Genomic DNA, 14,238 nt, shown 5'->3' on the forward strand with positions numbered 1-14,238 from the left:
AAGGTGGCAGAAGAGCTGAATAAAACGGTTCAGGTTCGTGAAGGCGAAGAGCTGGACCCGCAAGTGATAGATAAGGTTATCAAGGACCGCATTGGTGGACTTGAGGGCACACCGACCATTCGCCAGTTTGCGAGCGGGCATTCAAACCTCACCTACTCAATACAGTATGGAAACAAGAACTTTGTTCTGCGGCGCCCGCCTTTTGGTACACGCCCGAAGTCGGGTCATAGTATGATCCGTGAATTCAGGGTGATGAACGGGTTGAAGCCCACTTTCCCCGCTGTTCCCGAAACCTATTTTCATATGCCGGAGGAAGAGAGTCCACTCGGCGCTGAATTCTACGTGATGGAGCAGGTTGACGGTCGAAAGCTGGACCGCACGATCCCTGAAAGCTGGGGGTTTGGCGAAGAGGAGGGGCGGAAGCTGTGCCTGTCTTTCTTCCAGAAACTGATCGAGCTTCACAAGGTAGATTTCAAAGCCGCAGGCTTGGCTGACTTCGGCAAACCCGAAGGATATGTGGAACGCCAGGTCATGGGGTGGAATCGCCGATATGAGAAGGTGATAACTGACGACGTTGAGAGTTTTGAAGACGTTCGTACATGGCTCGAAGATCACATGCCGCCCGGTGAGGTTGGCCACTCAATCCTGCATGGGGATTACCGGCTTGATAACGTGATCTTGTGCGAGGAAAACCCTTTTGAAATCAAGGCAATACTTGATTGGGAGATTAGCGCTCTCGGTGACCCACTGATGGATCTCGGTAACACCTTGGCCTATTGGTCTCAAAGGGGAGACCCGGATGAGATGATCAAGATGTGCATGCAGCCTTGTCTCTCACCCGGCATGCTAACGCGGGAAGAGATTTGCGAAATCTATGCAAGAGAGACGGGGTATGACCTCGCTAAATTTGACTACTATCTTGTTTATGGGGTGTTTCGTCTGGCGGTAATTTTGCAGCAGATTTACTACCGTTATTATCATGGGCAGACGAAGAACAAGGCGTTTGCAGGCTTTGGTGTGCGTACGAACCAGATTGGCAACTATGCCCGGTATCTCATTGAAAAATCTAACATCTGACGCCAATCGCATCGGATGAATCATCGAAGTGCACCGTGATGCAACTCATGGTGCATTTTTTGTTTACCTTTCTGTGTTCAAATGTTTTTGAAGCCGAGGTGGTTGGATTCGATTGATCCACCCGCCACTTCTTGTTTATGTTTGCTGCACTGAGGCGGGTGGGGCCCGACTGAGGGGTAATATATTGGCAGAGAAACTAGCGTTTTCGCTCGCGCTTGACCTGATGTTCAACGGTCAGGATATGGATTATTGCGAGCGACCTATAAGCCTTTCCATTATTGATGAAATGGCCATGTTCCAGGACCTTCCGAAACGCGCAAACGTAGGCGTTGTTGCGGCAGGAGGGGGGCGCCTTGTGCGAACCTTGGCTGAACGCGGGTTCACGGTAGATGCCTTTGAGGGGCGTCACGAATGTGTTGAACATCTGGAACGGGTGTTCCTGACGTCAAATGCTGTTCGTGTCTTGCCTGCGAGCCAGTTGGAAGACCCAACCCGGCGCGAAAAATTCCGCTATGATGCGCTTTTCTGCATGGACGATCTTCGCGCGTTTCGCGAGGATCAGGAATGGACAGAGCATGTGCAGCAGATGATCAAGCCGAGCGGCTATTTTGTCTATTCACAGGTATCCAACAATCTACCAACCAAGAAAAACACGCTGGCAAGATACTTCGATCTGGCAGGTAACTATAATGTTTCTGAAGAAACATCTCATCTGGTGCGGGACAGCTATATGGGGCTGGCTGATTGGAGTCCGGACGAAAGTCAGAAAAGGACCGCCCTTGAAGCTCTGGATATGGTGAAAACCGGTCGCCAGCTTCGTCGCAGCATCCGTGACGGTGTGGAAGTACGGTATGTTGTCTGGCGCAAAAAAGGTGGGCAAAAGCCAAAAGCGACAAAACCTGCAGTGAAATCAAAGATATGGCCAGCTGATTAAGCTGGCCACCGGCTCATTCCTCTTTCTTGAGCCTGAGCAATGCCTCCTGCGAAGTGGAGGCCAACAGCCGGCCAGAGCGATCATAGAGCGCGCCGCGAGCAAGCCCTCGACCTTTGCCAGTCCAGTATCCGTCTGTGCGATAAAATACCCAATCATCTACGCGGAAATTTTCACGGTGAAACCACATTGCGTGATCAAGGCTGGCGACTGTTTTCAAACGTGGGTCACGGGGGATCATGGCATGTGGCCGGAGGTTTGCAGATAGGAAGGCGAAGTCTGATATATAGGCCATCAATCTGCCATGCAGGGCCTGATCACCATCGATATTTTCTTTAAGCTTGAACCAATAGCCCGTTTCCGGACTTTTGGGCGCCGGGTTCTCAAGATTCATTCTATCGATTGAACGCATCTCAAACGGCATGAACGGTTTATCTTTGGGTTGTTTTCCGAACGCACGAAGCACACGGGCATAATAGGCCTCGTCATCTTCCAGTTCTTCCGGCATCGGCACATCTGGCATATCGATCTGATGCTCAACGCCTGTCTCGCCGACATGGAAAGATACGGAAATAGTGAAGATTGCCTCACCATTCTGGATAGCAACAACGCGGCGCGTTACAAAGCTGCGCCCGTTTCTGATCGGGTCAACATCATAGATGATCGGCTGCCCGGCAATGCCCGGTCGCAGGAAATAACAATGCAGCGAATGCAGCTTGTATGCAGGCTCTACCGTCAGTGTCGCCGCTTCCATTGCTTGTGCGAGGATATGCCCACCAAACACATGTTTGTTTGGCCAGTCGTTGGGGTCACCTCGAAAGAGCAGATTGTCGAGCCGTTCGACAGCAAGTGCATCAATGATCGGTTGTACCGTGTTCATAAAACCTCATAGGGTAGGGGGAATTGGGGGTTAATCTCTAAAACTTGGGTCCAGCCGGTCCATCTTGCGCAAAACCGCAGGCCAAACGAAATTATCTGCACCATTGGCACCCGCCACCACCTGTACATCCCGAATGGCGTTATCCAGCGAGCTCTTGCTAGGGGCATGAAGCGGTACGCCAGCCGCTTGGGTCAGGACTTGTATCTTACAGGCTTTCTCAAGGAAGAACATCAGCTCAAATGCCTTTGCAACGCTCGAGCCCACCGTAAGGGTGCCATGATTGCGCAAGATAAGCGCGTTTTTCGTGCCCATATCAGCGACAAGTCGTTCCTTCTCACCGTCATTTACGGCGAAGCCCTCGTAGTCATGATAGGCCACGCTCATCCATGGTGGAATTGAGCTTTGACAGATGGGCAAGAGCCCATCTTTCTGGTTGGATACTGCAATGCCGTAATCCGTATGCAGGTGCAGAACACACATGGCGTCGTCACGGGCTTCGTGAATAGCGCTGTGGATCACAAACCCTGCGGCATTGGGGATGAAGGGGGTGTCCATAAGCTGTTTGCCGTTAAGGTCTACCTTCACAAGGCTGGAGGCCGTGATCTCTTCAAACATCAAACCGAGGGGGTTGATCAGGAAATGGTGGTCCGTGCCCGGGATGCGGGCAGAGATATGGGTGTAGATCAAGTCGTCCCAACCCAAATGCGCCACCATACGGTAAGCAGCGGCAAGATTGACGCGTGTTTCCCATTCGGTTGCGGATACCTTATCTTTGACCGAACCGATATCCAGCATTCCAGGTTTTGCCATTTTCCCCTCCTGATCAATAACGACACCGGCCAACGTGAATTGGCCTTCGTGAATAAAAACTAGAGCAATTTAGTATACAGTCCAAAGGTGATTGGGTTTTAGATGTTTATTCAGGTTGATTGCCGTTTTTCTTGCCGAAGAAAGTACGGACAGTACCGCGACTGACACCAGCCACAGACTGCAAAGCCAGCGGCGCGTGAGGATGAGTTTCAAGCTCGCTCCAGTCGATTTTCCTAAACCGCAGTATAAGCAGGGTTGCCTTGATCAGATAGTCCGCGATGATCACCGAATACATGGCTTCAACCGGCGCTCCAAGCGCACGGATAACGAAGCCGATTGAAAGACGCCCAACAATCATACCTGCGAAGGTTACATAGAGTGGGAAGCGAGTGTCTCCCGCGCCACGCAGTGCTCCACCAATGGCAAACTCAACAGCCATTAGCGGCTGTACAATGGCGAGAATGAGTACGAAGAACTCTGTGTGGGCTCTCACGCTCTCATCGACTGAAAGCAGTGCGGCAATAGGCCCGCGGAAACAAAACGTGAGGATTGCGAGCGCAGTCATGCCCAGTACCGCGAGGCGGGTTGCTGCCCAACCACTGGCAACAGCGCCTTCCGCATCTTTGGCGCCCAAGCGCTGTCCCGCCAATGTGGCGCTTGCAGTGCCAAAACCAAGACCAACAACTATAGTGACACTGAGAACGGTGATGCCGATGCCGTAAGCGGCAAAGGCCGCTGTACCATAGCTTGAAAGTAGCATCATGAAGAGGAGAAAGCTGACCTGAATGAGAATCTGTTCAAGCGCGGCCGGCGTGCCAATACCGACCAGTAGACCGATCCGCTGCGGGTTGAGTGCCTCTCCCGGTTGGGGTGTCAAAACATACCTTCTCAGGAACCAGCGGACCAGAAACCAAAGCACGATGGCGGCTTGGCCGATAGCCGTGCCCCAGGGGATGCCAGCCACACCCATTTGGGGCAGCCCCATGTAGCCGTGCACGAGCATAAGGGAGCCAACAACGCTGAAAAGGGTACCAAACGCAGTAAACCTGAGAGGGCGAATGACATCACCAATAGCGCGAAATGCCGTCGCAACTGTCATCATCAGCGCGAAAACAATGTTGAGGAGGCTGGCGGGCTGTATATAGGCAACAGCCAGTTCTTCTGTATGCGCGTCCAGATTGAAGAGGTGCACGATATCGGGGGCGAGCAAAAATGTTGTTGCCCCCAGGAACAGGGAAATTAATACCGCGAGCACGAGCGAACTTGTTGTTGCGGCAGATGCTTCTTCCCGGTCATCCCCGCCCCATGCGCGCGCGACGACCGCCGTGGTTGCTACAGAAAGTGCCATCGCGGCAGCCATAAGCAGAAAATGTATGCGCCCGCCTGTCACAACTGCTGCGCTGGCCTCACGCCCGAAGGGCGCAACAATCCACAGATGTGCAAACGAGATAGAGACCATTAGCACGTTACTAATGATATTTGGCCCCGCGAGGTTCCAGACAGTTCTATATGAGAAGGCCGCCATATAATCTCGTGCTTCGAAGTTGTGCCAGAATGGCAGCTTAGCGGAATGAGTTAGGGCAATTTTCCTGTCTGGCTAGAGTGCAAACATAAATATCCCGCTTGTACAAAAGAATAACCACAATCTTCGCTTCCTGGCCTTGAATAGAGGGCAAACCGCCTTACTCCTTACCATTAGCTTTTCAGGCGGGCGTAACGTCCTGCGCTGGAAAATCGGCTCCGGGAAGAGCCGGTGGGAGATTGGAGAGGGGTAAGTATCATGAGTGATCTAGAAGCTTTTCGTGCCGAGGCGCGTGAATGGCTAGAGGAAAACTGTCCTGCATCTATGCGTACGCCGATGAAAGGCGAGACAGATTTCTGTTGGGGCGGGCGAAATTTTGTTTTCCAGAGCGATGACCAGAAACTCTGGCTTGAACGTATGGGCGCAAAAGGATGGACCGTGCCAACATGGCCGGCGGAATACGGCGGCGGCGGCTTGTCGAAGGAAGAGGGCAAGGTGCTGGCAGATGAAATGCGCCGTATCAAAGCACGCGTTCCTCTGGTGTCCTTCGGTATCTGGATGCTCGGCCCAGCCCTCCTGAAGTTTGGTACTCATGAGCAAAAGCTTGAACACCTCCCCAAAATCGCGCGCGGCGAAATTCGTTGGTGTCAGGGTTATTCTGAGCCAAACGCAGGATCGGACCTTGCGAGCCTTGCCACCAAAGCAGAAGACAAAGGCGATCATTATATCGTAAACGGCCAGAAGATCTGGACCTCCTACGCCGATAAAGCTGACTGGATATTCTGCCTGATCAGAACGGATACGACGGTAAAACACGAGGGTATCAGTTTTGTTCTGTTTGATATGCAAACACCGGGCGTCTCGACAAAGCCAATCAAGCTGATCTCAGGCAGTTCCCCTTTCTGCGAAACCTTCTTTGATGATGTGAAGGTTCTTAAAGAGAACCTCGTGGGCGAAGAAAACAAGGGCTGGACGATCGCTAAATATCTGCTGACACACGAGCGCAGCAATATCGGCGATATGGGTGTGCCGACGCCGCTCAGCATGTTGGCTAAGCAGAAGCTGGGAGATAAAGATGGCCAACTGCCAGATAGCATGCTTCGGCACCAGATCGCGGAACATGAAATTGATGCAGCATCCTTCATGTTTACGCTTGAACGAGCAAAAGATGCAGCCAAGGCAGGCGGTGACCAAGGGGCGTTCTCCTCGGTCCTCAAAGGATACGGGACTGAGCTCAATAAAGAGCGTCATGAGCTGATCGTGAAGGTGAACGGATCCGACGCTTTTGAATGGGAAGGCCAGTTCTCCAACAACGGTGAAGTTGCGCGGTCTTGGCTCCGGACAAAAGGCAATTCCATTGAGGGCGGCACCACCGAGGTGCAGCTTAATATCATTGCTAAACGTATTCTTGGTTTGCCGAGTTAAGGGGGAGATGGATCATGGCACTTGTACTTAATGAAGAACAACAGCTCCTCAAGGAATCAGCGGAAGGCTTCTTCAAGGAAAAGGCGCCCGTGAGCCAATTGCGCCGGCTGCGTGATGACGGGAGCGAACTGGGATATTCAAAAGATTTCTGGGCTGAGATGAGCGAAATGGGTTTCGCAGGGCTTCTGGTTGACGAAGATCACGGTGGCACAGCGTTTGGCTATGTTGGTGCGGGTATCGTGGCTGAAGCCATGGGTCACACATTGTCAGCCTCTCCTTTCATGGCGAGTGGCGTTTTAGCGGCATCAATCATTGCGTCCGCTGGATCTGAAGCTCAGAAAGAAGAGCTGTTGCCTGCGATTGCGTCAGGCGAGATGATCGTCACGCTGGCGATTGATGAAGGGAGCCGCCACAACCCTGAAGATACGGCTCTCAAAGCTGAAAAGACCGGTGAAGGATTCAAGCTCAATGGCCTCAAGACCTTCGTTCCCGAAGGAAGCGGCGCGGATAAATTTCTTGTGCTTGCGCGCACCGCTGGTGAGGCCGGCGAGCGTGATGGCTTGAGCTTGTTCCTCGTTGATCGTGGCACAAACGGTTTAATTGTCGATGCTATCGTGTCTGTGGACAGCCGAAACTGGGCAAAGGTGACCTTTGAAGGTGTTTCCTTGACCGCAGACGCCTTGGTCGGTGGCGAGGGCAAGGCTCTCGAAGGGCTGGAGCCTGCGCTTGATCGTGCACGTATTGTAGTTGCGGCTGAGTTACTGGGCATTTCGCAACATTGCTTTACGGAGACGGTTGAGTATCTGAAGGAACGCAAGCAGTTTGGTGTGCCTATTGGCTCGTTCCAGGCGTTGCAACATCGGGCCGCTGAGCTATACGGCGAGATTGAAGTCACGCGTTCTGCGGTGCTGAAGGCACTTCAGATGGCAGATACTGGTGGCGATGTTGCATGGTTCGCAAGCCTCGCGAAGGCGAAAGCAAGCAAAACGGCGGAACTTGCAACCAACGAAGCCATTCAAATGCATGGCGGCATCGGTATGACGGACGAGTTTGATATGGGTTTCTATATCAAACGTGCTCGGGTCCTCCAGCACCTCTATGGTGACTTTAACTATCACGCGGATCGTTTCGCCCGCCTCTCCGGATATTGAGGGAAAGATGGCCAGCATGTTTGACTCGCTTCAGCTTCCCACTGTGGACCCGGATCTTCCGCTCGACCATGTAATCGGCATGCTCACACGGCCCGAAATGCCATTTGCAACGCAAGAGATGGACATTGGTGGCGCCAAGCATATCGCATTTGTGAACCAGCCACCCAGTTTGCGGGACGCCTTCATGATGTTCCTGGGCCATGCGGACAGAGAATTCCTCGTCTATGGAGAAGACAGGTATACATACACCGAGACCATCACCATGGCGTCACAATTCGCGCAGGCCCTTGCCGACGACTATGGCGTCAAGAAGGGGGACCGTGTAGCGCTAGCCATGCGGAATTATCCTGAATGGCCGATAGCCTATATGGGGATTGTTGCTGCGGGCGGTATCGCGGTCCTCATGAACGCCTGGTGGACAGAAGAAGAGCTCGCGTGGGCAATGGATAACTGCGGCGCCACCCTCGCGGTTACTGATGCGCCGCGCGCTGAACGCCTTCAACCGCTTGTGAAAAGCGGCGCTGTGAAAGTCATTATTGCGCGAGATTCTTTCGAGGCTGGTGAGGGGCTTTCTTCATTCAGTGCTGCTCTTGAAGGCAAACCGCCGATGGTTTGGCCAAGTGTGGAGCTGGGCCCTGAAGATGATGCAATGATGCTTTACACTTCAGGCTCTACAGGCTTCCCGAAAGGTGCGCTTTCGACCCACAGGGCCGTTGTTTCTGTGTTGATGAACTGGGTGTGTATTGCGCTCTCGCTCAAGATGCTGGGGCGGCTCAATATGGACCCTGATTTCCAGCCTGTGATGCTCGCGACCGTACCGTTCTTTCATGTGACAGGGCTTTTGCCCGTATTGCTTGTCTCAGCCACCTTGGGGCGGAAACTCGTGCTGATGCATAAATGGGACGTGGAGGATGCTTTCCGGCTGATTGAAGCCGAGGGCGTGACGGGCATGACAGGTGTGCCGACAATGTCTTTTGAGATGGCTTCGTCTCCGCTCCGGCATAAATATGACCTGTCTACTCTTGTTGATCTTGGTGGTGGAGGGGCCGCGCGTCCGCCAGAGCATGTGAAACTGATCAAGCAGGTATTCCCGGAATCGAACCCGGGTATTGGATATGGGCTGACGGAGACAAACTCCCTTGGTGCGGTTTTGTCCGCGGATGAATATGTGGAGCGGCCAACAAGCACAGGGAAACCCACCCCACCACTCATTCAGGTGAAAATCATCTGCCCCAATACGGGTAAAGAACAACCCGCCGGGGCCCCAGGCGAAGTCTGCATCAAGAGTGTTACCAACATTCGCAAATACTGGAACAACCCGGAAGCGACAGCGCGCGCGTTCCGTGATGGTTGGTTCTATTCCGGTGATGTGGGCTATCTGGATGATGAAGGTTATCTCTATATCGTTGACCGGTTGAAAGAAATCATCATTCGCGGCGGCGAGAATATCAGCACACTGGAAGTTGAGGGTGTCCTTCACGGTATACCCGGCGTTCATGATGTGATGGTGCTGAGCTTGCCTGATGAACGTATGGGCGAACTTGTCGGTGCTATTGTATACGCTGATGAAAATATTACAGAACAAGCGCTTAAAGCTGAGGTGGCCAAACATCTCGCGGGCTTTAAGGTGCCAGAAAAAATCTGGATCACACATGAGCCGCTACCGGTTATTGCATCAGGCAAGATCGACAGAAACGGCATCAAAACAACTTATCGAGACCTTTGGCGGTCTTCTGCGAAGTAAAGGGGAACATCATGTCGATGGATTTAGGACTGACAAAACGTGGCGCTGAGCTTCGGGAGCGGGTGCGCACATTTATCGATACGTATGTTGTACCGGTAGAGGACGAATATCATCACGAGGTGGGAGGCACGGGCAACAGGTTCGAATTTACACCGCGAATGACGGAAATTCTTGAAAGCCTGAAGGCGCAGGCACGTAAAGATGGCCTGTGGAACTTTTGGCTGACGGGATCTGATGCTGGGTATGGTCTGACGACGGTTGAATATGCTTACCTCGCGGAAGAAATGGGCCGGTCCCAGCTGGCGGCTGAGAGCTTCAACTGTTCAGCCCCTGATACAGGCAATATGGAAGTTATTGAGCGTTATGGTACGCCTGAGCATAAGGAAAAATGGCTCAAACCGCTTCTTGAAGGGAAAATCCGGTCGGCTTACCTGATGACAGAGCCTGAGGTGGCGTCGTCTGACGCAACCAATATTGCCATGAGCGCTGTGCTGGACGGCGACGACTATGTGCTGAACGGTGAAAAATACTGGGCATCTGGCGCGGGCGATCCTCGCTGCGCAGTATATGTTACCATGGTGCGCACAGACCCAGACGCGCCGCGGAAAAACCAGCACAGTATGATCTTCGTGGATGCTAAGACACCGGGTATCGAGATTTTGCGGCCGATGATGGTGTTTGGCCATGATGACGCGCCACATGGTCATATGCATATTCGCTTCACCAACGTGAGGGTTCCAAAGGAAAACCTTGTGCTTGGGGAAGGGCGCGGTTTTGAAGTGTCACAGGGGCGCTTGGGACCAGGCCGCATTCACCACTGTATGCGCTCAATTGGGGCGGCAGAGCGGGCACTTGAGCTTCTGATAAAACGCTCACTCTCGAAAGAAGCGTTTGGCAAGCAACTCGTCAAACTCGGTGCCAACTATGACATCATCGCTGAATGCCGTATCGAGATTGAGATGGCTCGCCTCTTGTGCCTCAAGGCCGCACACATGATGGATACTGTGGGTACGCAAGCCGCACAGCCTTATATCAGCCAGATCAAGGTGGTTGCCCCAAGAATGGCGCTGAAGGTTATTGACGAAGCCATGCAGATGCATGGCGGGCAGGGCATCAGCCAGGATTTCCCACTCGCCAACATGTGGCATGGTCAGCGTACTCTCAGGTTTGCGGACGGGCCAGATGCGGTGCACCGGATGGTTATTGCGCGTACGGAGCTTAAAAAATATCGTTCTAACAGCGCGTAAGGCCATATGATGGAACTCGGTACGCTATTTGAGATCAAAGGCAAGGTTGCGTTGGTGACGGGCGGCGGGTCCGGCATCGGCGCGATGGCTACGGAAGCACTCGTTCGCGCTGGATGCAGGGTCTATATTGCATCCCGGCGACTTGAGAGCTGCGAAGATGTGGCAAAAGAGCTCAACGCCATCGGCCCCGGGGAAGTGATAGCGCTTCAGGCAGATCTGTCTACAGCTGAGGGCACAGAAGGGCTGGCAGATGATATTGCCAAGCGCGAAGGCAAGCTTGATTTGCTTATCAATAACTCAGGGATGACATGGGGGGCTCCGTTTGAGGACTTCCCACGGCAGAAGTGGGATGATGTATTTCGCCTGAATGTCACGGCTGTGGCGGACCTCACGCGTCTTGTTCTGCCACTTCTTAAAAAAGCGGGCACTAAGGATGATCCGGCACGGGTTATCAACCTGGGCTCGGTGGTGGGCACAAGGCCGGTTTCAAACAGTGCCTATTCATATGGCGCCTCTAAAGCTGCTGTGCACCATCTGACCAAAATCCTGTCAAATGAGCTCGCGCGTTTTCATATCACCGTAAATGCAATCGCGCCTGGGCCTTTCCCGAGCCGCATGATGGCTTTTGTGACGGATAATGAAGAACGCAGGCGCGCGGCCGAAGAGCGGGTGCCGCTGCACCGCTGTGGTGAGCCGGAGGATGTCGCGGGCGTGCTCATCATGTTGTGCTCCAGAGCGGGCAGTTATATCACAGGTGGCGTCATTCCCCTTGACGGCGGCATTTCCGCGCTACCTTAAGTTTGAAACTTTTCATACGGGATCAGACAATGGCGATCATTGTAAATAAAGACAAAATTCAGGATTACATCGGTAAAGAGACGGGCGTTTCCGACTGGTTCAAAATTGATCAGGAGCGTATCAACGCTTTTGCTGATGTTACCCTTGACCATCAATTCATTCACGTAGACCCGGAGAAAGCGGCAAAAACGCCCTTCGGGACAACAATAGCACACGGCTTTCTTACGCTATCGATGGCGCCATACCTTATGGCGGACGCTGCGATCGGCCTGGAAGGTGCGGTGATGGGCATCAACTATGGCTCAGACAAGGTTCGTTTCATGAGCCCCGTTAAGGTTGATAGCGAGATACGCGCTCGCTCCAAACTGTTGAGCGTCAGCGAAAAGCCAGGGAACCGGTTCCTCCTTAAAACCGAATTGACAATGGAAATTAAAAGTGAGGAGCGCCCGGCGCTTATCGCTGAATGGCTGACCATGCAGGTGTTGGCTGGTTAATCGAATAGTGTGGAGAGTGAGATGAGCATTCGGTTTGATGATCGTGTAGCAATTGTAACGGGCGCGGGTGGTGGCCTCGGCCGTACCCATGCACTGGAGCTTGCCCGTCGGGGTGCCAAAGTAGTTGTGAACGACCTTGGTGGCGACGTGCATGGTGTTGGTGGTTCGTCTGCTGCTGCGGAAGCTGTCGTGAAGGAAATTACTGACGCGGGCGGCCAGGCTATTGCGCACGGCGCTAACGTTTGTGATGCCGATCAAGTCGCTGATATGGTTGAAAAAACCATGGCGAAATGGGGCAGGGTTGACGTGCTGGTGAATAACGCCGGTGTTCTGCGCGACAAGACCTTCGCCAAGATGACGCTTGAGGATTTCAACTTCGTGCTTCAGGTCCATGTCATGGGCTCTGTGACCTGCACGAAAGCCGTCTGGGAAATCATGCGTGAGCAAGCCTATGGGCGGCTGGTGATGACAACATCGTCCTCCGGACTTTATGGCAACTTTGGTCAATCCAACTATGGTGCAGCCAAAATGGCGCTTGTGGGTTTCATGAATACCCTGTGTCTTGAGGGCGCGAAATATAACATTCGTACAAACTGCCTTGCGCCGATGGCCGCAACGCGCATGACGGAAGGGCTGCTGCCTGAGGCTGCGCTTAAACTATCGACACCTGAATCTGTGACTGCTGGTTTGATTACGCTGTGTGATGAAGATGCACCCAACCGCACCGTGCTTTCTGCTGGTGCCGGCGGTTACGCGCGTGCCGTGGTTTATGAAACCGATGGCATTTATCTGAAGCCAGAGGATCAGACACCTGAGAATGTGCGCGCGCAGATGGGTGACATCAATAACGCTGAAGGGCAGCAGGAACTTGTGCAGGGCGGTCAGCAATCAATGAAATTTATCGGAAAAGCCGCAGCAGCGCTCGGCATCAAAATGGGTTAAGGAGCAGTATCATGCGGGAAGCAGTCATCGTTTCAACGGCGCGTACGCCAATAGGAAAAGCATACCGTGGCGCTCTTAACGCTACACTCGCCCCAACACTTGGTGCTCACGCCATCTCACATGCCGTGAAACGTGCTGGCCTTGATGGCGGGGAAGTGGAAGATGTCATCATGGGATGTGCGCTTACCCAAGGCTCGTCAGGCACCAATATCGGCCGGCTTGCGGCGCTTCGTGCCGGGTTGCCGGTCACCGTATCGGGTATGACAATCGATCGTCAGTGCTCAAGCGGTATGATGGCTATTGCGACTGCCGCGAAACAGGTAATGTATGATGGTATGGACATTGCCGTTGGTGGTGGCCTTGATAGCATTTCTGTGGTCCAAAATGAGCATATGAACCGCTGGCAGGTGATTGACAAAAGCCTCGTCGAGATGCACCCGGACACCTACATGCCAATGCTGCAAACCGCTGAAGTGGTTGCGGATCGTTATGGCATCAGCCGCGAGGCGATGGACGAATACAGCCTGCAGTCCCAACAGCGGACAGCCGCGGCGCAGCAAGCTGGTAAATTTGATGACGAGATTGTGCCGATTGCGACCAAGATGGTGCAGGTGAATAAAGAAACCAAAGAAATGACCTTCCATGATGTGACGCTCGATAAAGACGAGGGTAACCGCCCGGAGACTACCATCGAGGGTCTTTCCGGTCTGAGAACGGTTATTGAGGGTGGCACAATCACGGCAGGGAACGCGAGCCAGCTTTCTGATGGTTCATCGGCAGCCGTGGTGATGGAAGCCAAGGAGGCTGAAAAGCGCGGTCTCAACCCTCTTGGTTACTATCGCGGTATTGCTGTAGCTGGCCTTGAGCCGGATGAGATGGGTATTGGCCCGGTTTATGCCATTCCTAAACTTCTGGAAAAGAATGGCCTCAAAATGGATGATATTGGCCTATGGGAACTGAACGAAGCTTTTGCTGTTCAGGTGCTTTATTGCCGTGACAAACTTGGTATTCCGAACGACCTTCTCAACGTAAACGGCGGCGCGATTTCCATTGGTCATCCGTATGGTATGTCAGGCGCGCGCATGGTTGGGCATGCTCTCATCGAAGGTAAACGGCGCGGTGCAAAATATGTTGTTTGCACCATGTGTGTTGGCGGCGGTATGGGCGCTGCTGGCCTCTTCGAAGTCGCATAGGGTATCAATATACAAACACGGGCG

13 protein-coding genes are annotated in these 14,238 nt (G+C 53.2%); 10 read left to right on the forward strand and 3 right to left on the reverse strand.

Annotation, left to right across the window (positions count from 1 at the left end; genetic code table 11):
• Positions 1-3 precede the first annotated feature (3 nt).
• Positions 4-1,077: a phosphotransferase family protein gene (locus tag ACN0XZ_RS06070; protein WP_417456838.1), complete on the forward strand. Its 1,074-nt coding sequence runs from the start codon at positions 4-6 to the stop codon at positions 1,075-1,077.
• Between the two features lie 184 nt (positions 1,078-1,261).
• Complete coding sequence (locus ACN0XZ_RS06075) at positions 1,262-2,011, forward strand: class I SAM-dependent methyltransferase (protein WP_417456839.1); 750 nt, start codon at positions 1,262-1,264, stop codon at positions 2,009-2,011.
• Between the two features lie 13 nt (positions 2,012-2,024).
• On the opposite strand, the gene ACN0XZ_RS06080 is transcribed toward ACN0XZ_RS06075, so the two are convergent.
• The 3 genes from ACN0XZ_RS06080 to ACN0XZ_RS06090 all read right to left on the reverse strand — a co-directional run bounded on the left by ACN0XZ_RS06080 (position 2,025) and on the right by ACN0XZ_RS06090 (position 5,223).
• Entirely contained in the window at positions 2,025-2,888 is an 864-nt protein-coding gene (locus ACN0XZ_RS06080) for an acyl-CoA thioesterase (RefSeq protein WP_417456840.1), read from the reverse strand.
• Between the two features lie 30 nt (positions 2,889-2,918).
• Positions 2,919-3,698 (reverse strand): class II aldolase/adducin family protein, encoded by a 780-nt coding sequence (locus ACN0XZ_RS06085; RefSeq protein WP_417456841.1) that lies wholly within the window; start codon positions 3,696-3,698, stop codon positions 2,919-2,921.
• A gap of 106 nt (positions 3,699-3,804) precedes the next feature.
• On the reverse strand, positions 3,805-5,223 hold the full coding sequence (locus ACN0XZ_RS06090) for an MATE family efflux transporter (RefSeq protein WP_417456842.1): 1,419 nt from the start codon (positions 5,221-5,223) through the stop codon (positions 3,805-3,807).
• Between the two features lie 255 nt (positions 5,224-5,478).
• Here ACN0XZ_RS06090 and ACN0XZ_RS06095 point away from each other — a divergent pair, with 255 nt between their 5' ends.
• The 8 genes from ACN0XZ_RS06095 to ACN0XZ_RS06130 are packed head-to-tail and all read left to right on the forward strand — an operon-like array spanning position 5,479 to position 14,214.
• Positions 5,479-6,645, forward strand: a complete 1,167-nt coding sequence (locus tag ACN0XZ_RS06095) for an acyl-CoA dehydrogenase family protein (protein WP_417456843.1) — start codon at positions 5,479-5,481, stop codon at positions 6,643-6,645.
• A gap of 14 nt (positions 6,646-6,659) precedes the next feature.
• On the forward strand, positions 6,660-7,796 hold the full coding sequence (locus ACN0XZ_RS06100; RefSeq protein WP_417456844.1) for an acyl-CoA dehydrogenase family protein: 1,137 nt from the start codon (positions 6,660-6,662) through the stop codon (positions 7,794-7,796).
• Between the two features lie 16 nt (positions 7,797-7,812).
• A complete protein-coding gene (locus ACN0XZ_RS06105; protein WP_417456845.1) occupies positions 7,813-9,540 on the forward strand; it encodes a class I adenylate-forming enzyme family protein in 1,728 nt (575 codons plus the stop codon).
• A gap of 11 nt (positions 9,541-9,551) precedes the next feature.
• On the forward strand, positions 9,552-10,787 hold the full coding sequence (locus ACN0XZ_RS06110; protein ID WP_417456846.1) for an acyl-CoA dehydrogenase family protein: 1,236 nt from the start codon (positions 9,552-9,554) through the stop codon (positions 10,785-10,787).
• Positions 10,788-10,793: 6 nt separating this feature from the next.
• A complete protein-coding gene (locus ACN0XZ_RS06115) occupies positions 10,794-11,585 on the forward strand; it encodes an SDR family oxidoreductase (RefSeq protein ID WP_417456847.1) in 792 nt (263 codons plus the stop codon).
• A gap of 29 nt (positions 11,586-11,614) precedes the next feature.
• Entirely contained in the window at positions 11,615-12,079 is a 465-nt protein-coding gene (locus ACN0XZ_RS06120) for a MaoC family dehydratase (RefSeq protein WP_417456848.1), read from the forward strand.
• Positions 12,080-12,100: 21 nt separating this feature from the next.
• Positions 12,101-13,021 carry an SDR family NAD(P)-dependent oxidoreductase gene (locus ACN0XZ_RS06125; RefSeq protein WP_417456849.1) on the forward strand — a complete coding sequence of 307 codons (921 nt, stop codon included), beginning with the start codon at positions 12,101-12,103 and terminating at the stop codon, positions 13,019-13,021.
• 11 nt (positions 13,022-13,032) lie between these two features.
• Positions 13,033-14,214, forward strand: coding sequence for an acetyl-CoA C-acyltransferase (locus ACN0XZ_RS06130; protein WP_417456850.1), 1,182 nt, complete (start codon positions 13,033-13,035; stop codon positions 14,212-14,214).
• Positions 14,215-14,238: the final 24 nt, after the last annotated feature.

The organism is Kordiimonas sp. (assembly GCF_048264555.1).
Classification (GTDB): domain Bacteria; phylum Pseudomonadota; class Alphaproteobacteria; order Sphingomonadales; family Kordiimonadaceae; genus Kordiimonas.